At 47.6% G+C, this 19,514-nt stretch carries 16 protein-coding genes; 10 read left to right on the top strand and 6 right to left on the bottom strand.

The window, feature by feature from the left end:
• Nucleotides 1-17: 17 nt before the first annotated feature.
• The 4 genes from ACYVIC_RS16250 (at nt 18) to ACYVIC_RS16235 (ending at nt 6,839) form a co-directional block, all read left to right on the top strand.
• Nucleotides 18-380 carry a hypothetical protein gene (locus tag ACYVIC_RS16250; RefSeq protein WP_460861643.1) on the top strand — a complete coding sequence of 121 codons (363 nt, stop codon included), beginning with the start codon at nt 18-20 and terminating at the stop codon, nt 378-380.
• A 219-nt stretch (nt 381-599) separates the two neighbouring features.
• On the top strand, nt 600-1,187 hold the full coding sequence (locus ACYVIC_RS16245) for a hypothetical protein (protein WP_460861641.1): 588 nt from the start codon (nt 600-602) through the stop codon (nt 1,185-1,187).
• Nucleotides 1,180-3,672 (top strand): hypothetical protein, encoded by a 2,493-nt coding sequence (locus ACYVIC_RS16240; RefSeq protein WP_460861640.1) that lies wholly within the window; start codon nt 1,180-1,182, stop codon nt 3,670-3,672. Before ACYVIC_RS16245 ends, ACYVIC_RS16240 begins: the two co-directional genes overlap by 8 nt.
• Nucleotides 3,651-6,839 carry a hypothetical protein gene (locus ACYVIC_RS16235; protein WP_460861638.1) on the top strand — a complete coding sequence of 1,063 codons (3,189 nt, stop codon included), beginning with the start codon at nt 3,651-3,653 and terminating at the stop codon, nt 6,837-6,839. Before ACYVIC_RS16240 ends, ACYVIC_RS16235 begins: the two co-directional genes overlap by 22 nt.
• Before the next feature lie 25 nt (nt 6,840-6,864).
• Here the strand turns inward: ACYVIC_RS16235 and ACYVIC_RS16230 are convergent, their stop codons facing one another.
• Nucleotides 6,865-8,190 (bottom strand): Arm DNA-binding domain-containing protein, encoded by a 1,326-nt coding sequence (locus ACYVIC_RS16230; RefSeq protein WP_460861637.1) that lies wholly within the window; start codon nt 8,188-8,190, stop codon nt 6,865-6,867.
• 173 nt (nt 8,191-8,363) lie between these two features.
• On the opposite strand from ACYVIC_RS16230, the gene ACYVIC_RS16225 reads away from it, so the two are divergent.
• Nucleotides 8,364-8,594 carry a helix-turn-helix domain-containing protein gene (locus ACYVIC_RS16225; protein ID WP_460861636.1) on the top strand — a complete coding sequence of 77 codons (231 nt, stop codon included), beginning with the start codon at nt 8,364-8,366 and terminating at the stop codon, nt 8,592-8,594.
• A 170-nt stretch (nt 8,595-8,764) separates the two neighbouring features.
• Here the strand turns inward: ACYVIC_RS16225 and ytfE are convergent, their stop codons facing one another.
• Complete coding sequence (gene ytfE, locus ACYVIC_RS16220; RefSeq protein WP_460861635.1) at nt 8,765-9,484, bottom strand: iron-sulfur cluster repair protein YtfE; 720 nt, start codon at nt 9,482-9,484, stop codon at nt 8,765-8,767.
• A 186-nt stretch (nt 9,485-9,670) separates the two neighbouring features.
• Between ytfE and norR the strand changes: the two genes are divergently transcribed.
• The 3 genes from norR to moeB are packed head-to-tail and all read left to right on the top strand — an operon-like array spanning nt 9,671 to nt 12,381.
• Nucleotides 9,671-11,197 carry a nitric oxide reductase transcriptional regulator NorR gene (norR, locus tag ACYVIC_RS16215; protein WP_460861633.1) on the top strand — a complete coding sequence of 509 codons (1,527 nt, stop codon included), beginning with the start codon at nt 9,671-9,673 and terminating at the stop codon, nt 11,195-11,197.
• A 37-nt stretch (nt 11,198-11,234) separates the two neighbouring features.
• Entirely contained in the window at nt 11,235-11,642 is a 408-nt protein-coding gene (locus tag ACYVIC_RS16210) for a YbaN family protein (RefSeq protein ID WP_460861632.1), read from the top strand.
• On the top strand, nt 11,617-12,381 hold the full coding sequence (gene moeB, locus ACYVIC_RS16205; protein ID WP_460861630.1) for a molybdopterin-synthase adenylyltransferase MoeB: 765 nt from the start codon (nt 11,617-11,619) through the stop codon (nt 12,379-12,381). Before ACYVIC_RS16210 ends, moeB begins: the two co-directional genes overlap by 26 nt.
• Nucleotides 12,382-12,402: 21 nt before the next feature.
• Here the strand turns inward: moeB and ACYVIC_RS16200 are convergent, their stop codons facing one another.
• The 3 genes from ACYVIC_RS16200 to ACYVIC_RS16190 form a co-directional block, all read right to left on the bottom strand.
• The gene (locus ACYVIC_RS16200; protein WP_445426618.1) at nt 12,403-12,768 is read right to left on the bottom strand and encodes a putative zinc-binding protein; all 366 of its coding nucleotides are present in this window, start codon (nt 12,766-12,768) and stop codon (nt 12,403-12,405) included.
• Nucleotides 12,769-12,878: 110 nt separating this feature from the next.
• The gene (locus ACYVIC_RS16195) at nt 12,879-14,081 is read right to left on the bottom strand and encodes an NnrS family protein (protein ID WP_460861629.1); all 1,203 of its coding nucleotides are present in this window, start codon (nt 14,079-14,081) and stop codon (nt 12,879-12,881) included.
• On the bottom strand, nt 14,072-15,400 hold the full coding sequence (locus ACYVIC_RS16190) for an MFS transporter (RefSeq protein ID WP_460861627.1): 1,329 nt from the start codon (nt 15,398-15,400) through the stop codon (nt 14,072-14,074). The genes ACYVIC_RS16195 and ACYVIC_RS16190 overlap by 10 nt, the downstream gene beginning before the upstream one ends.
• Nucleotides 15,401-15,703: 303 nt before the next feature.
• Between ACYVIC_RS16190 and ACYVIC_RS16185 the strand changes: the two genes are divergently transcribed.
• Nucleotides 15,704-17,200: an MFS transporter gene (locus ACYVIC_RS16185; RefSeq protein ID WP_460861625.1), complete on the top strand. Its 1,497-nt coding sequence runs from the start codon at nt 15,704-15,706 to the stop codon at nt 17,198-17,200.
• A 14-nt stretch (nt 17,201-17,214) separates the two neighbouring features.
• On the top strand, nt 17,215-18,951 hold the full coding sequence (locus ACYVIC_RS16180; protein ID WP_460861624.1) for a protein kinase domain-containing protein: 1,737 nt from the start codon (nt 17,215-17,217) through the stop codon (nt 18,949-18,951).
• Here ACYVIC_RS16180 and mog read toward each other — a convergent pair.
• Entirely contained in the window at nt 18,948-19,484 is a 537-nt protein-coding gene (gene mog / locus ACYVIC_RS16175; RefSeq protein WP_460861623.1) for a molybdopterin adenylyltransferase, read from the bottom strand. The two genes, ACYVIC_RS16180 and mog, sit on opposite strands and share 4 nt — an antisense overlap.
• Nucleotides 19,485-19,514: the final 30 nt, after the last annotated feature.

The following is a 19,514-nucleotide window of genomic DNA, read 5'->3' as shown; positions in this document are numbered from 1 at the left end:
TCAGCCAAGGAGCCGTTATGCAGATACTAACGCCAATTTCGTCTTATCAAACGCGGCAGAACAACGAGATTATCCTGATTGATTCAGGCCGCCTCGCCGACTGGTATGGGTTGGAAAAAGAAGTGCCCAAGGTGGTTTGTAAAACCAGCATAAAAGGGGACCTTGAAGCCGGCTGGAATCTCTTTGTGCAGGAAAACAACCAATACACCTGGTTGGCTGGTGCAAAGGCTGGCGCGGAAATGCAAGACCCGCTCGATGTAATTCCGCTCATCGGCCACAAGCTCATGCTGATGCATTGGCAGAAGCTGGTGTTCTGCTGTTTAGGGGAGTCTTGCCACGGTGTGTCGTTTATCGACTTAACCGGGAGTATTCCGCACTGATACCTTTGAAAAGAGATCCGAAAGTCATCCGGTACGACATCTTTGTTGTGCCGGATAATTTTTTCTCATGACTAACTAAATAAAAATGGCCTGCGGAAAATATTTTTGTTGTAAATGACTAACGTCATGAAATTTATATAAAATATTTTTAGTTTAAAAAGGTTCCTTGATTTTCTTAAGCTAGTATACCCCTTAAAGCGGTTAAGGAAGGGCTGGTTTATGAACAAGGATGATTTTAACTATAAGCGGAACTTGCAACAGTTAGACAGCACGCTACAGTGGCGTATGGTTGATACGTGTTTGCATGACGTTAAGCTTGATGCAAACAGCACAAAAATTTTAACACGCGTCAATTTACTCGCTATTATCAAAGCATCTCCTGCGATTGATGCACGTGTAAAGCGACTTTCACTATTTGATCATTATTTACAGCCAATCATCGGTTATTTCGATAACGCAGGAGTCTTCAGGGTAGTCGCCGGTATTACTACTTACTACCGGGTTCTTATTAACAAGCCAACCCAACTTCCGGCTTTCGTATTTACGTCAAAACCACGAAAAGACAAGCTTGAAATGCTGCTGATTGCAGAGCTCACCGCTATTTTGCTTGAGAGACAACCGATATCGGGCGTGGAAAACCTGCACAAAATACTTTGCAAACTATTTGAAACACAAACAGCGGGCATTTTCACTTCACCGTTTTGGCAGGCATTGTATCCTCAAGTTTGTAACAAAGCGCAACTATGCAAGTGGCAGGGCATTAGCAGCAAGACATTTCGTGATAAGTCGGAGTTATCCGATGGTTAAAAACGAAATTAAAACCAAGCTCATAGAACAACTGAGTAGGCGAGCTGACGCTGAGTCACCAGCGCACATTGACACTTATGAGCATATATTCGAGCAGTTACTTGAGCGCATTGGTGCCCCGGAAGATTTAGCTGGTTTTTATTATGTAGCCAATTCGCTGGTCAATTTATTGCAGCCTGCCGTCGATGGGTATAGCGAAGTGATAGGTATTGACGACAATATTATGCGGGTGTTGAAAGTAGATATCTCCGGAACCCTCGGCAAAAATGCGGCTGACTTGTATAAGAAAAACAGACCCAGTGCTTTCTGGGCGTCAAAATACCCTTTGTATTACCTGCTTTTCGCTGCTTCAGGGTTCAAACAGTCCCGAGAAGATCAGTTTTTTTTAACTGCTTTTGTTGTGCAGTTTTTAACTTGTCGAAGCACACTGGAAGATCCTGCTTTTCAACCGGCACGGCATAGCAGAACAGAAGAAGTCTGTCGCGCTTTTCGCCAGTTGCAGGATAAGCGGCAAATCGAGTTTGATATAATGCAAATTTCAGAAAATATTGAACGCTGGCATGCAGGTTACATTGCTTTTGCTATCGAAGGGGTGGTGAGCAATAGCAGCAATGGTCAGCCGCTGACTAGGGTATTCAGAACACTGCTTCGTTTTTTTACGAATAACTGGTCCGAACCAGTTCGAAAAATTCATACAAAGCCGCGCCGTAAACTCGGGAACAGGGGCGGCATGCTGGGCCGGATTAATCCAGACGTAAAGGCTGCTGATCCAATACAGGAAGTACTAGCAGATACCGATGAGCATGGCATAGTGCCCTCAGACAGCAATACTACTCCTTCGGCATTTAGTAAGGCGATTTGTGAGGTGGAGCCACGAAGTCTTGCTGATAATGCATCAATAGGTGCCATCTTTGATCCTGCACTTCAATCCTATGGCGCGATAAATATAACGCGATATCTGCGTAAAAAAAATAATTTAAATCTATCCAGCCGTCAGTTGTTGTCAGCTGGCAGCATTCAACTGGTTAAAAATCTGTGTAAACGTTTTTTTAGCCAAATTCCTGCACGTCAAAATGAGGCCGCCCTGGCAATTTACTGTGTTGTGATGACTGGGATCTCCGTTTCTGCTTTGTGTCGTTTTAAAATTACAAAGAGCAAACATGATCTGGAAGAAGGAATTTTAGTTACTCAGCAGGGCTGCTATTGGCGGTTAAAACATAGGCATAGTGCAAAGTTGTCTAGTGAGCAGCCAGATTACTTTTATGCCAGTAACGACTGGGCACTAACACCTTGTTCTGTTTTGCTAGATGACTATTGTACAAGGCGGTTGGAAAGCGGTAGGCAGACCTTGTTTACCCTGCCTGAAAAAGAGCTTGGTAAACGTATAAGCAAGTTGCTAAAACGCAGTGCGGAAAAGCTAAAATCAAGCCATGTTTCTTTAAACATGCTTGAGCAATTCATATCTTGTTTCGTTGAAGCTGCTGATTCTATTGACCCTGTTGTATTGGACTTTAGCTATCAGCAAGATATTTATGCAACAAGAGTGAGCAGAAGCTATGCCAATTTAAATATCGTTCAACGACTTACTATGTTGCGTCAGTTATGGCGGGATATTGCTGATTACGCGCTCGATGATGAAATTTCAGAGATGTTTGTGCCTAAAAACTGTCTGCCAGCAGAGGAAAACAACATAGGATCTCGTTTTGTCCCTACTGCTGAATTCTGCCGGCGGTTTATTGCACAATTACAAAGTTGTATTCGTGCTTCGAAGCCACCGGCTGTAATGACTATTGATGAAATTGTTCATTATCACAACTGCTATGTACGTTATGTTGCCTGGATGCTCGGGTTTGGCACTGGCTATCGCGCAGTACATAATCCATTACCAAGTCTCGCATTACATATTTCTGAGCAGTACCTACTGACGATTAGTGATAAAGACGATGACACATACACCCATACCAGAGTAGTTGCCGTTGCTCCAGTGCTTAATCAGCAGTTGCTTTATCTGGAAAAGCACATATTTCGGTTGGCACATCTTTTATCAATTTTTGAACCCAGTTTGTATTATCAGATTGAATCTGTGATTGATGTAAATGCTCATCTGAAGCATATCAATCAGAGTCTGTTGAAAAAATGGTTTTCGAACATCAGGAACTCCAGAACGCAGATTGGGCCACTGTTTTACCTGGAGCAGGATTTAACGGCCCGGCCGGTCTCTCCAACCTGGTTGCAATCAGGTAATGGATCTTTCGCCAAACTACCAGTGAATATGGGGCGGCACTGGCTTAAATCAGCCCTTTTATCTACAGATACGCCACCTGAGCTCATAAATTGGCAAATGGGCCATTGGCATGAGGGGCAGTCTCCACTGTTTGAATTTTCTTCTATGAACATGACGGATTGTGTTTCTTTATTAGCACCGAAGATCGAATTGTTGATGCAAGAACAAGGATGGAAGGCATGGAAATCGGATCTTATATAGAAACGTTGACGACTTTTTCAGAGCCGCAAGTGCTCAATGAGATACTCACTTATGTAAAGCCAGATGAAATTCAATTGTATCGTCAGGCTTTTGGTCGTGTTACCCAGCTTCTCAAGACATTTATACAAAACGATGCCGCCAAAACTGAGTTTACTGCTGAGTATCTAGATAGGGTAGTTAGAGCCTTTTCCAATGATACGACCGAGCAAATCAAACAGCGCCAAGTGTTGGAAGCGATTTTACGTTATGGTGTTCGAGAGCATAAATTTTCTGCTGCCCAAATTCCGCAGATCTACTCTGCGCAAAGAGATTTACCTACTATAGGACCGTTAGGGTTATTACATGCAAACCCTGCTTTTGCATTGTATACGCTAATTACCAATGATTTACAGTATCCGAAGAAGCTGAAACAAATGCAGTTGGAAATTGGCCGATTGGTTGCTGTGCTTTATCTGTTCGAAAACGTTCAAAGCTTGAAAGATGCAGCTGTAATGATTCGCAGGTATCAACTTCATTATGCTGGCGGCGCTGTTTTTCTTATTGCACCTGATGATGATGAGTTTGAGCAAACTCGCTATATCGTTCAACCGTATACCGCGGTTTTGTTGCAATTGCTGCGACAATATGAACATCTAGACAAGTGTCTGGAAAAAGTTGCAATCAGCTCAAACAAAGCGCTGGGTTATGTCAACAAATACCTTGCGTACATTTCACAATCAGATGCAGGAAAAGTGACACTCTCTTTGTTAAAAGATTATCGTAAGCTTTATTGGACCTACTATTTAGGGCCTGTGCAAGCGAATATCATTTTACAGCGATTTAAAACGACTTTGCTGCCGACAAATATATTTGTTCGTACGATCAGTGATAAATGTTTAAAAATACCTGCTGTACAGATGCCGTCGTTTAACAGATCTGCATTTGAAAAAGCACATGTTGCCATAAAAAATCCACCCGTTCGGCATCGCATGGTCTATCAATCTGTTAAGCAGACTGAGAAGCTAATCAGAGAGTTGCTTTCCTTTATTAAAACGCCGGCTAAGTGGTCAAAAGATAAAAACGTTGAACAGTCTGATAAACAAATTGCAGCGACTTCTTCCAGAAAATCACGTCAGAAGATTATTAATTTACTGCTAAAACGAATACAGCAAGCAGAAGCACAGGACAATTTCTATGTTTTATTATTTGGATATTACATGGTTGATTTACTGCGTAATGGAGGTGTAAGTAAAAAGGTTCTTTCTTACCGCACAATCCATGATTACGTCTCAGCGCCACTAAGAGCTTTTCTCCTCGTCATGAATGATTTTGACATGTGTAAAATGGATGATGAGGAGCTGACCGACAAGCTAAACACTGTTGCCCAAACCATGTCTGCAACAATAAGTAACAGATTGTATTATCTTGCGCTGTTTATTGAAAAGCTGGAGCTGGTAGATGGCTTTAGTGCATCAAATATAGAAGTCAGCACGCAAACCGGAAAGGTCAACGCAAATGTCATTAGTGTACCTCAGATGGAGCGCTTGCTTGAGTACTTGCATTCACTGGGTGAACAGTACGTTGATGCTATTATATTACTCTGTTTAGGTTTTTACGCAGGCTGCCGCCGAGGCGAAGCGCAATTTATCAGAGTTAGTGACTTTGAAATTGTAAACTCATCAGCGGGTACGCAAATCTTGTGTAAAATAGTACCTATTTATCAGCGTAAATTAAAATCAACGGCAGGAACCAGGTCAATTCTGCTTAATGTATTTTGGCCCCAACGATGGTTGATGCTGTTAGAGCAAAAACTTCGTTTTGCTGTGTCTTCCGGCGTAACCCGATCTGATTTACTCTTTGATGACTCCGTTGTAACGACCTTCGGTACCATAAGTGACTTGCTGCGGCGCTATCTTGCAGATGAAGGGTTTGTATTTCATAACTTACGCCATTCATTTGTCTGTTGGCAGTTTTTTCGCCTAATATTAGCGCCCCATCTGCTACAGCAAACCGGCCTAAAATGCTTTGAAGATGAATATTTCTCTGTGCAAAGCTGTCAGGCGTTGAAGAAGCGGCTTGGCGTATTAAATATAACCAGAAGATTGGTGTTTACTTTGAGGGGATTAGTTGGACACGATACGCCCAATATTACCTTTAGTTCTTACTTTCATTTGCGAGATGTCTTCACCTATTTGCTGCTATCTACTCATTTGCCGTTAACTCAGAAAGCATTAAGTTGTTTAGTTAAAGGTGCAAAATTGGATGAAATGCACCTTAAGGAATTTCCCGCCGAGGCGGTACGGTTTAACAATTCATTTCTGCGACAGTCATGCGATATTCCTGCACTGGTAAACAACTCAGATTATACACCCCTTGTTTTGCCGCGGGTCAAAGTAACTGAATTGCAGTTACCCACTTTAAAACAACTTGAACAATCAACCCATTTTATTGGCAAACTAAAAACTGATGAAAACATAAAAGCTATTGATGGCTCTACACAAGTTGTCGTAAACGGCAGTTTAACGCATCTATTCCAAAGAATGTGTTTACAGGTCAAGCAGCAGCATAAACGTCCTGACACAATGCCATTGCTGCCGATTATCCCTCGATCGGCAGGGCAGTTACGGGCAGATAAGAAGCCCTCTGCATCACGCAAGACGTTTGAACGGCTGATGGAAAATGCTCAGCAAGCATTGGACTCAGGTTTCCTTACCGATACCACTATTGTAGATGGACTGTCGGTTTTGTCAGGAGTACTCGTTAATTCACTATGGGAATTGCAGGTGTACGAAAAATCCCGCTGCAATGCTTTTTTAAATGTAGCCAACAAGCTTATACCTGAAGGTATCGACATTGCTGCTACGCTATATGATCCGGATGTTTCTACAGATGGTGATGGCAATTTTCTTTTTGATCAGTGGTTTATGACATTGGCACAAAACGACATTAAACCAAAGCTTTTAAAAATGGAGCCGGTGTATAAAGATGAATTTTGGTCTTATAAACTAGCCAACGGTGTTGTGCATCTGCATTTTGTGTATACCGAGCCAAGTCTACAGGAAACGTTACAAAACGCAGGTAATAGCCAAACTGTAAGACGAAATAGCGTGGTAATGCAGTTTTTGCATTTTTTGTTGATAGCGTGCAAAACGCGATTGGAAATAAAAAGGCTATTCACTACTAGATGATAAGAGCGTTGTTGCTTTAATCAGTTTACAAGGTACTGAGCAACGCTTCAAAAGCGCTACCATCTTGTCTGGTGATGTTTGGTATAAATCGACTGTAACGTTCAAACAGCATTTTAGTTGAGCTGTGCCCAAGTTGTCTGGCAATCCACTCCGGGTTCTCACCTGCAGCCAGCCAGAGTGTTGCTGCTGTATGACGCGTTTCATAAGGCCGACGGTGGGCCAAGCCCAATAATTTTAATGTTGGTGTCCAAATTCTTTTCGTTACGTTTCGATGATCGAGCGGGTTACCTGCGGCATTACAAAACACATATTCTTTGTCACCTGTTATCCGCTTTTGTGTCACCAATGCATCGAATACTGGCTGCGACATATGCACATGGCGGTAGGAATAATTATTCTTCGGTGTTGTTTCAAGATTATTGACGAGGGTTTCCTGCACCACAATTTGGCGACGTTCAAAGTCGACAAATTTCCATTTAAGCCCATCGACTTCTGCCGTGCGTAATCCAGAGAAAAACCTAACCGTGTAATATGGCCTGAAATCAGCGCGTACGCCGGCCAAAAAAATACGAACCTCTTGCAATGTAAGGGGGTTGATCAGCGGTTTATCAATTTTTAATGGCTCGACATCCACAAAGGGGTTGTCAAAGCTGTAGCGCTTTGATGCTTCTACCAGAAGTTTGCGTAGTTGCGCCATGATATGATTAATCCAGTCATTTGAGATGCGCTTTTTGCCGTTACCTGTTTTGGTTAAGCGCGATCGAAACTTCAAAATGTCAGCACGGGTTATTGCGTCCAGTCTTTGCGTGCCGAAAGTGGGGAGTAAGTAGTGTTCAAAAATGGCATTAACGTTTGCACAGTGGCTTGCTTTCCAAATGCTCTCATTTTCATCTAACCACTCAGCGGTAAATGCGCTGAACAATGGGCAGTCGCGCACAATAGAGGGTGAGTGAGGTAACGCCAAAATGCTTTGTTTTACTGATGCATCAAGCTGTGCAAAATACTTAGCTCTCGGGCTGCCTGGAAAAAAGTCGGCGTAAACAAACCGGCCCAGACGAATGGCTGCTTCAATATCATCGATAAGCTTCATAAGCTTCGCGCGGTTAGCTCTACTGTCAGTCAGTGCTGTTTGCTCGCGGCAGCGCACACCGTTATAGCGAAAATCCAACACCAGTTTATTATTACGTACAGCGATGCTAGCCATTACATACTCTCCCAGACGCCATTGGGATGAGATTTCTTGGCCTAACGGTATGGGTGTAAAGCTCCTGCTCAACAGCTTCCCAAATATAGAAAATCTTCCTGCCACCAAAAGGTCTGATATAGTGAATGCCTTCGATGAACACAGCATCTTTAAGAACTCTGTTGATGTAGCCGGCACTGAAATGTATTCTCATTGCCAAATCTTTAGTGGTGATGAGTGTTTTAGACATCGTAATTACCTGCCTGTTGTTCTTTGAGAGAACATTATTGCAGGTTACAAGTGTTCTGTCAAAGAACAATTTGTTTTTTTTGGGGGGGGCTATGATCCTTTTTAGGATTAAAGAATTGATTGCAGAAAAAGAGCGGCGGGAAAATCGCAAGATTAGTGTTAGTGAAGTAGCGCGTCACACTGGCGTTAACCGAACGTCTTTGTCGAAAATGCAGAATCCGGCAATACAACACTCTACCACCACTAATGCGATAGAGGCGCTTTGCCGTTATTTCGACTGCAAAGTGGAAGATGTAATGGTGTATCAGCCTGATGACAAGTGATTATGAATATGGTTGTCAGAATGATTTCGTTTGGACCAGTCTATGTGAGACTAATTAATTTTTGATTTGGTATTGGTGTTTAGTGACATTCATTTTTAACAGCGTCTACAAGAGCTAGCAAATGAGAGACTTTGAAGTCTTGTAGACTGCTGTAAGTTTATCAGGGAGTATTATTGGCAACTACCACAACAACTCTGGCCGTCGCTTCCGTGCGCCGGTTTTGTCTGCTGTTGCACAAACAAAATTTCATTTTCCAGCAAAATATGCTGCATTAAATCTTCTTTTAACTCTTGCAAGCCTAAATACAGCGCGGTCCAGGTGTTGCAGGCATCCTCTGGCAGCGTAATGTTGTTAGTGAGCTTATCTAAAGTTTCCAGTGCGTCACCGTGCTGCAGGTGTTCTTCTTCCATTACGCTTATCGGCCCGCTGGGGTAAATGCCACCGGCTAACATAGGAAACAGAATTTGCTCTTCCTTCATCATATGACTTTCCAGCTCCTGATACATCTCTTCCAGATGCTGTGCCAGACCGGTTGGGCAGTTGGCATCCAGTGCATGCACATGCTCTACCCGTCGAGCTAAGCGGCTAAGCTCGGGCAACTGCCGGCGATGACGTTCATGGAAGCGTTCCAGTATATAGGCAATCAGCTCTTTGACCGGTTTGGCACGCCAATCGGTAAAACTATTATCCTGCTGTTGCAGATGCTGAAGCTCGCTAAGCACAGCGGCTGGGTCAAGCTGCTTTTTGGCCAAAGCGTCGGCAAGGCTTTGTTTACCGCCGCAGCAGAAATCCAGTTTATATTGATGGAATATTGCCGTGGCGCCGGCAATGCTGGTTGCCAATTGTCCAAGCGATTGCTCTAGTAAAGGTAAGACGGCTACCGAATTCATAAAACACTCCTGACTCAATAGTTTCTGTTAGCAAACCCGTGATGTGCTTAATCACGTAATCTCCAGCAACAAAGGGCAAGAGTCAGGCCAAAACTACCACCTTTGATTTATATAGCTTTATTTTATGCTGTGGTAAATTAAACCCATAAAATATAGGGTGATAACTACCCAAGGGTAAAAAATACCATGCTGCAAGAAAGTTTAGTTGCCGACTTAGTTACCGAATTGCCCGCTGCAGTGCGCCTGCAGCGTTTGGTAAGTACGCTGCGCAGCCACTTTAGTTGCGGTGCGGTGGGTCTACTCAGGCTGGAGCATGATGTGCTAAAACCAGTGGCACTACATGGTTTAGTGCGCGAAGCTCAGGGCAGGCGTTTTGTAGTGGCGCAGCATCCTCGATTGGCAGCTATTCTGGCCAGCCGTAACCCAGTGCGGTTCGAACCTGAGTCTGAACTACCCGATCCTTACGATGGCCTGCTGGCTGAACAGCCCGGCCAGGCCTTGCCGGTGCACGATTGCATGGGCATAGCACTTTACATCGAAGGTCGCTGTTGGGGCGCACTAACACTGGATGCGTTAACCGCAGGCAGTTTTTCAGCTGCAGCAGTATATGAGTTGCAGCGTTATAGTCTGCTGGTAGAAGCCGCCGTGCGGATGACGGAGCTGGAGCAAGCCAACCGTGCGCTTAGGCTTAATCATCAAGCCGACGAGCAGCAATTTGAACCTGCCGCCAAACAGCGTTACGAGCTGATTGGCCAAAGCAGTGCGTTAAAGCAAATATTGCAGGAGCTGACGGTGGTGGCCAACTCGGATTTACCCGTGCTGTTATTGGGTGAAACCGGGGTAGGTAAAGAACTGTTTGCACGCCATTTGCACCGCAGCTCGGCGCGTGCTGCCAAACCGATGATTTATATTAACTGTGCCGCCTTGCCGGAAAGCCTGGCTGAAAGTGAGCTGTTTGGCCATAACAAAGGTGCCTTTTCCGGTGCCCAAAGTGAACGCGCCGGCCGCTTTGAGGCCGCCGATGGCGGCACCTTGTTTTTAGATGAAGTGGGTGAACTGCCACTGGCGGTGCAGGCCAAGTTATTGCGGGTACTGCAAAACGGCGAGATTCAGCGCCTCGGCTCCGATAAAAGCCGTACGGTGAATGTGCGCTTGGTTGCCGCCACTAACCGTGATTTAAAACAACAGGTTAAAAGCGGTGAATTTCGCGCCGACTTGTATCACCGCTTATCAGTATATCCTTTGCCGATACCGCCACTGCGTGATCGGCCGGATGACATTCCATTACTGGCTGGACATTTTCTCGAGTTAAACCGCAGTCGCTTGGGTTTGCGTGCGCTGCGTTTATCCGGCGATGCAGAACTGGCCTTGCTTAGCTACAGCTGGCCGGGCAATGTGCGCGAGCTGGAGCATGTGATTAGCCGCGCAGCGATTAAAGCGCTTAGTCAGGGCGCGTCGCGCAGCGATATTGTAACCTTAGAAGCCGCTTTGCTGGATATTGAAACTGCGCCTGCTGCAATAGTGCATACCGAAGTGCATGGCAATACGATAGCCAACGGCATAGCGCTAAAGCAGGCAGTAAGCCAGTTACAAAGGCAGATGATCCAACAGGCGCTGGCACAACACTGTGGCAGTTGGTCACAGGCGGCCAGACAGTTAGAGCTAGACCCGAGCAACCTACATAAATTGGCGCAGCGTTTAGGGCTTAAATAGGCGCAGATAACTCTGCCCCCATTTGAACGGAGGGGATTTGACGTTAATAAAGCTGGCGTTTTGGCGCATTCTGGCAATATGCAGCTTAGTGCTGGGTTTAATAGGTATACCGCTGCCGGTTTTACCAACTGTGCCGTTTATTTTGCTTAGCGTCTGGTCAGCTGGAAAAGGCTGGCCAGCGCTGGAGTTATGCTTATTGGCGCACCCCAAGCTCGGGCCGCCGGTGTTGGCTTGGCGCCAATCTGGTATCGTACCGCGGCGCGCTAAATACCTGGCCAGCGCCATGATGCTGCAAAGTTCATTACTGCTGCAGTTATCCACTGTCGCATTGCCGTTAAAACTGCTGTTACCGTGCGTCTTATTATTGGTGGCCATATGGCTCTGGCGGCGGCCAGAACAGATTAATCAGGATATCCAGAATGACAACACCCATCAAGCCAACTGAGCTGACAACACAACAGGCAATGCGCTACAGCCGCCAAATAATGCTGCCGGCCATGGATTTTCGTGGCCAGGAGGCACTACTGGCAAGCTCGGTACTGCTAATTGGTATGGGCGGCTTGGGCTGTGCGGCGGCGCCTTATTTAGTGGCCAGTGGCGTAGGGCATATTACGCTGGTCGATGACGATACCATTGACCGCAGTAATTTACAGCGGCAAATACTGTACCGCGAAGCGGATATTGGCCAGAGCAAAGCACAGCAGGCCGCTTTAAGCTTGCGCCAGCTTAATGCCGACATCACGATTGAAGCACTATGCCAACGCTTAAATGCTGAAGATTTAGCTACTTTGGTGCCACAGTATGCATTGGTGCTGGATTGCACTGATAATTTAGTTACCCGCAATGCGATTAACGCTGCTTGCGTTAGCGCTAAAGTACCGCTGGTTTCCGGCGCGGCTATCCGCTTTGAAGGCCAGGTCGCCAGCTTCAGTATGCAGGGCGACGGCGCTTGTTATCACTGTTTAAGCAAATTGTTTGGCGAGCAGCAGTTAACCTGTATGGAAGCCGGTATTTTAAGCCCGGTAGTTGGGGTTGTCGGCAGCATGCAGGCGCTGGAAGCGGTAAAAATTCTTGCAGGCACAGGCACGCCTCTGTACGGCAAGTTACAGCTTTTTGATGGCCTAAGTAGCCAGTGGAGCTCATTTAACCTAAATAAAGATCCGCTTTGTAATATATGTGGATAGGATTGGCATTCGTTTGAATGCTCAGCGAAGTATATCGCTGTGTACCATTTGCAGTAATTTATAGGCATCGCCTAAGTCACAGTTTTCATGGTCGCGCTTTTTATAGCCCAGTGTGGTGAGTTCTATATGCCAGGTGGGTACTACGTCTACTGTAGCCAGGGTTTGTTTTACGCAGTTAAGCGGGCAGCCGTCTACCGCCAGTATTGGCCGGCCGGATTGGGCTACTTTTACCAGTTGCTTTACTTTGCCGCCAACGCCGGCAATACAGGACATTTGCGCAGAACCTTCGCGATCGAGCACTACGGCCAAATCGTTGGCCAGCTGGGCGACGTTTGAGCAGCCGGAGCAGGCATACACCAGCGGCTTGTCTTGGTAGTCGGTGTTCATACTGAGCTCCGTTGTGGTGGAAATATTTACCCAGTGTAAAAGCTGTTGCAGCTGGCGGCTTGATATAAATCAAAGCCGCCGCAGCCTTACCCCTTCAGAGGTAAGGTGGTTTAACCCGGTCTGCCATCTGGCCTGGGTGTGGTTAGCACCGGAAAATACACCAGCACGTAAAGCGTATAGGCCAGCACCCAGCCGCCAACACCCAGCCACAACCATTGCATGGTTTGCGCCGGCCACAGCCAAATTAATAGCGTGCGGCTGATGGCCGCTGCCAGCACCAGCAAAAACGCCAGTGACATCAGCGCATGTGGCTTTAACATGCGGCCGCTGTGGCCTAATGATACCCGCGCCATCATGCTTAAAATCATGCTGCCCATGGCGCCGGCGGTTAACGCATGCAGCGCTATGCTGTTGCTGATATTCACGCCGGCGTAGCGCGCACTGTAAAGTGCCAGCCCTAGCGGTATAAACCAGTACGCCAGATGCAGCGACCACAGCAGCGGCACTTTAACCGTAAGCCAGATTTTCCAGCGCAGGCAGCGTAGGCCGGTTAGCAGGGCACTTAGGGCAAATAAGCCGCTTATCGCCAGCGGCGGCAGGTATTTGTTTATCGCAAAAAAGTGCAGCACGAAAATCAGCCATAAAGAACCCAGCGCGGCGCGATCCAGCCAGACAATAGCATCGACCTTTTTGGTTTGGGTGCCATTGGCGGTAAACATCGGTAATACGCGGCCGCCGACAATCGCCATTAGCAGGGTGATGAGCCACACCGCATTCTGGCTGCCCAGTTGCACCAGTTCATAGCGTGACGTTGCTACCCCGATATACATCAGCAGGTTACAGGCGGTCAGTAACAGTAGTACCGGAATAAAAAACAGGTTGCGCTGCTGGCCGGTTTTAATAAGCGGTATTGCCAGCAGAAAAGCGCATACTGGTAAAAAGCTTAAATCAACAGCAGCTACCAGATACAGCGGTAACCCCTGACCAAACAGTAGTAATAACCGGCCAGCCAGCCACAGCAGGCTGATAAACAATAAACTTTTACCATGCGGCGCACGGAGCCCGGTCCAGTTTTGTACTGCGGTAAGCAAAAAGCCAATCACAATGGCGCTAACAAAACCAAACAGCATTTCATGGCTGTGCCAAAACAGCACATTGGCGAAGGGTTTTAGCTGAAGCTGGCCGGCCAATGTCAGGCCCCATAGCAGCATAGCAATGGCGCTAAAAGCGGCACCAAATAAAAACATTGGCCGAAATGCCTGGCGTAGCAGGGGTAACAGCTTTTGCTCAGTAGCCAGATCGGTTATCTGCATGTGTTGTCCTCGTGGTCAGAAGTGTCATCATCAAGTAAGAAATTATTACTGCGCGCCTGTGCCAGTTTTTGCTGGTATTGTGCGGCCTGGTTGGCAAAAAACATGGTGATCATACAAAGCGCCAGAACGCCATATAAGATCATAAAACAGCCGGTGACTATGCCCAGCACATCTTGTGCTACGCCAAATAAAATGGGCAGGGTGCAACCTCCTAAGGCGCCAATGGCGGCAACAAAGCCGCCGGCACTGCCCATATGCTGTGGGTAGTAATCGTGAATAACCTTATACACACTAGCACGACCAAAGCCCTGTGCTACGCCGATGATAAAAATCAGTAAGGTAAACCACCACACATTCAGACCAATTTCCAGCTGTACGTCTTTTTCCAGGCCATGAATAATTAACGTGGTGGGTGGGTAACTTAAAAAAAACAAACAAACGATACAGACCCAGAATACGCTCCAGTTTACCGCCCGGCCGCCATAGCGATCGGCAAACCAGCCACCCAGCGCCCTCACCATACTGGAGGTGGCAACAAAGAACAGCGTAAAGGCCATCGCCTGCTGCGCATCCATAGCATAGGCCTGCATATAGTATTGTGGTAGCCACAATAACAGAGCTAAAAAGCTGCCAAATACAAAGTAGTAATACAGGGAAAATCGCCAGATGCGGGCGTCACTGCAAAGCTGGCGCAGGCTAAGCGCTTGGTGTTTGGCTGGGCTAAACTGCAGCGGTTCTTTTGGCGCCAGCAAGATAAATAACAGGCTAATTAACAGCATGCCGCCGGCATATAAAGGCCCCACCCACTGCCAGCCTGCATACTTAATAGCCAGTGGTACCAGCACAAAGGTAATAGCCACACCGGCATTGCCCACACCAAATAAGCCCAGTACCCGGCCCTGACGGCTGGAGGCAAACCACTGGCTGACATAACGTACGCCAAAGGTGAAAGACACACCGCTAATACCAAACCACAACCCCAGCCATAAATAACCGCTATAGCTGTCCACCAGCGGCAGCAGCAACAAGGCTGGTATTACCGCCAGCATTTGGTATAGCCACAACAGCCGGGCGCTGATACGGTCAGCAAGGATCCCCAGCGGGATACGTAATAACGCACCGGTTAAAATAGGCGCTGCTAATAAAAAGCCGTATTCGGTCGCGCTAAGTTCAAGTTGTTGCTGTAGCTGCAGCCCCATTACCGCATACAGTGTCCAGACTGAAAAACAGGCAGCAAAAGCCAGTGTGGCCAGCAATAATGCCCGGTTAGCACCGTTTAGCGTGGCCTGGCTCAGGCTGGTGGCAGCAGGTGGCGGCATAACAAAACATCCGGCAAACAGTATTACTGCTTAGTGTAACGCCAAAGGCTGACGCTGCTGCAGCAAAGAGGGTGTACCTCTGACGCGCCGGGTGCGCTTGGTTGCGGCTATGGCTCTAGCCAAAGTGGGTAAGAGTAGCTGTCAGGCCTGGCGCTGGCTGCAATAACGCCGCTACCCACAAAGTGGTATCTTCTTGTTTTTACGATGAAAGCTGCCTGTTCAACTTTGTTTTATATCAATGATTTTGCCCGGCAGCCTCTCTACACTGGCCAAAGTGAATCGATTAATCCTGTGGAGGATGTTATGGCTGGTCCTGCTTTAGCACAACAAAGCGGCAGTGGGTTAAACCTGCTGAATTTTGCTGAACAAAAAATAAAAATGCTGCACCTGACCTGGTTTGCCTTCTTTTTGACCTTTGTGATGTGGTTTGCTCACGCGCCATTGCTAATACACATTAAAGAGGCTTTAGCACTAACCGATGCTCAGATTAAAGCTTTACTCATTCTAAACGTTGCCATTACGATACCGGCACGCATCGTAGTGGGTATGTTAGTTGACCGCTATGGTCCGCGTATAATGTATTCGCTGCTACTGTTTATTTCTGCTCTGCTGTGTATCGGCTTTGCCTTCGCCGATACCTATTCTGCGCTGGCATTATTCCGCTTTTTACTCGGCTTTGTCGGCGCAGGCTTTGTGGTGGGTATTCGTCTGGTGGGCGAGTGGTTTCCGCATCATCAGGTGGGTACGGCCGAAGGTATTTATGGGGGCTGGGGTAACTTTGGTTCGGCTGCTGCCGCGATGACCTTACCGTTACTGGCACTGGCCTACGGTGGTGACGATGGCTGGCGCTACGCCATTGGTACTGTAGGGGTGATTAGTGCAGTTTACTCGTTGGTGTTTTATAAATTTGCCCGCAATACGCCCAAAGGCTCAGTGTATTTTAAGCCGAAAAAAACCGGTGCCATGGTGGTTACCAGCTGGGGCGCGTTGTGGGGCCTTATTCTGATGAATATCCCTATGCATTTGGCGCTTGGCATGCTGGCCTGGCGCTTATCTCCGGCCGGCGTCAATCTGTTCAGCACTGACATGATGTATGCGTTGTGGAGCGTGCTTTTGCTGTTGTTTATTGTGCAAACCCAGCAAACCTGGCGCATTAATGCGGAGCATTTACGTGCTGGCGTACCCGAAGCCGATAAATACAGCTTTAAACAGGTAGGCATTTTAAATATTGCTTATTTTGCTACCTTTGGCTCTGAGCTGGCGGTTGTGTCAATGCTGCCGCTGTACTTCCTGGAAACCTTTGAGGGCTTAAGTGCTGTAAAAGCCGGTTTGCTGGCGTCGGGTTTTGCTTTTATGAATCTGGTATCACGCCCGATGGGCGGCTGGTTTTCGGATAAGTTTGGCCGGCGCAAAAGTATGCTGATCTTAATTGGTGGCCTGGCCGCGGGCTACTTTTTAATGGGTCTGATGGACAGCCACTGGTGGATCCCGTTGGCCGTGCTGGCAACCATGGCCTGTAGTTTCTTTGTGCAGGCCGGCGAGGGCGCGGTGTTCGCCATAGTACCGCTGATTAAACGCAGCATGACCGGGCAAATTGCCGGCATGGCAGGGGCTTATGGTAATGTCGGTGCTGTGGTGTATTTAACGGTATTAAGTTACGTTAGCTATAGTATGTTCTTCTACGTGATTGCCGCCTCAGCGCTGGTGGGGCTGGTAGCGGTAATGTTTTTAGATGACCCTAAAGGCCATATCACTGAAGTGGGTGAAGATGGTACTGTGCACCGCATTAATGTAGGTTAAACAAGGAACCCCGGGTGAGCGCATCTGAGCTGAAACTGCACTACAGCAGTCTTTGTGAGGCCGGTATCAAGCCGGCCAACGAAGATGCGGTAGTGCAGCATATCCCCTCAGATCCTCATCTGTTAACTTATAAAGGCGCCTGTTTTGCATTAGCTGATGGCGTCAGTACCGCCGAAGCCGGTCAGCAGGCCAGCCAGCGCGCGGTTAGCCGCTTTTGCCGCGAATACAGCCAGACACCAGATAGCTGGTCGGTGGCCTACAGCGCCGAGCAGTTGCTCGCGACCATCAACAACGAGCTGTACGAGCTGAGCCATCAGTTTGCGCACGATCAAAAAGGCTATCTGACTACCTTTACCGCGCTAGTGCTGAAATCGCAAACTGCACATTTTTTTCATATAGGCGACAGTAGGTTGTACCACTGGCGCGATGGCGTGTTGGTGCAGCTGAGCCAGGATCATACGACAGTGTTATCTGAGCAACGCCAGTTTCTTGGCCGGGCGCTGGGTATGGATGCCCGGGTTGAGCTGCAAAAGGGCAGTTTAACTGTCAAACGCGGCGACCGTTTTTTACTCTGCTCTGATGGCCTGTCGGACTTTGTCAGCCCGGAAGCACTGCAGCAGGCCGTATCGGCAGCGGATGATCTTGAGCAAGCCGCTTTGCAGCTAAAACAACAGGCATTAACGCAGGGCAGTGATGACAATATCAGTTTGATCTTGCTTGAGATAACAGCGCTGCCCGAGCAAAGCCTGGATGATTTAAACCAGCATTTAACCCGGCTGCCATTTCCGCCGGCGTTAAGCCCCGGCATGAAACTGGATGGTTATAAGGTGCTGCAGGAGCTGTTTGCCAGCAGCCGCAGCCATTTGTATCTGGTAGAGGACGAAGCCAGTGGTGCACAGCTGGTGCTGAAATGCCCGTCACTGAATTACGATGATGATGCCCTGTATATTGACCGCTTTATCCGCGAAGAGTGGATAGGCCTGCGCATTGAATCTGATTATGTCGTAAAAGTGGTGCGGCAAACCCGGCCGCGCACCTTTCTGTATTATTTGATGGAGCATTTAGACGGCCAAAGTTTAGAGCAATGGTTTGAAAGCCAGCCCAAGCCACTAAAACCGGCGCTGGCCATTAAGCTGGTAAAACAGATAGCCAAAGGCTTAACCGCGTTTCACCACATGGGCGCCATTCATCAGGATTTAAAACCCGGCAATATTATTTACCTGCAGGATGGCCGGGTAAAAATTGTCGACTTTGGCTCAGTGTATGTGGCAGGCCTGGCCGAAATATACAGCCCGCTGCAGCATGAGGCTGCACTTGGCACCGCGGCCTATTCCGATCCGCACTATTTATTGGGGCACAACTCCGGTGTGCAGGGCGATATCTACGCCCTTGCGACCATTGCCTATGAGCTGTTCAGCAGTGGTCACTTACCTTACGGCGCTGCCGTAGAGGAATGCCGCACCGCGGCCGATTACGACAAGCTGCGTTATCGCAGTGCCAGCCAGTTTAACCCGGTGATCCCAACCTGGTTTGACCGCGCACTGCAAAAAGGTGTTAGTCTGGATTTATCACAACGCTATCAAAGCATTAATCAGCTACTGACTGACCTGCAGCAACCGAATCCGGCGTTTTTACACGAAGAAGTTAAACAGCAGCATAAAACCAACCCGCTGCTGTTTTGGCAATTGTTGTCCGGCTTTTGGTTTATTACCTTATTGCTGGTGGTGTGGTTATTTTTGCTGCGGCGTTAACTTTTTGGCCGGAACGCTTTAATTACCCCTTCATTGCACTGCAGATAAGGCCCGTCCATTAAATCGATGCAGTAGGGCACCGCCGGAAATACCGCATCTAAACACTGGCGAATGGCTTTGGGTTTACCCGGCAGGTTAATAATTAAACTGCTGCCACGCAGGCCAGCAGTTTGGCGCGACAATATTGCCGTGGGCACATATTTTAACGATTCAGTGCGCATCAGCTCGCCGAAACCCGGCATCATGCGGTCACACACCGCTTCGGTGGCTTCAGGCGTAACGTCGCGTTTTGCCGGGCCGGTGCCGCCGGTGGTAACCACTAAACAGCAGCCTTGCTCATCACATAGTTCCCGCAGCGTTTGCTCAATTAACGGCTGTTCATCCGGGATCAGCCGGTATTCGGCCTGCCAGTCACTGGTTAAGTAGTCTTTTAGCGTATCGATGATCGCTTTACCGGATAAGTCTTCGTAAATGCCGGCACTGGCGCGGTCGCTTACGGTAACGATGCCGATTTTGGCCGCTTGTTTGCTCATGATTGTTCCTGTTTTTCAGCGAGGTTGCTA

The organism is Rheinheimera gaetbuli (assembly GCF_054781935.1).
This window is presented reverse-complemented; position numbering and strand designations above follow the sequence as displayed.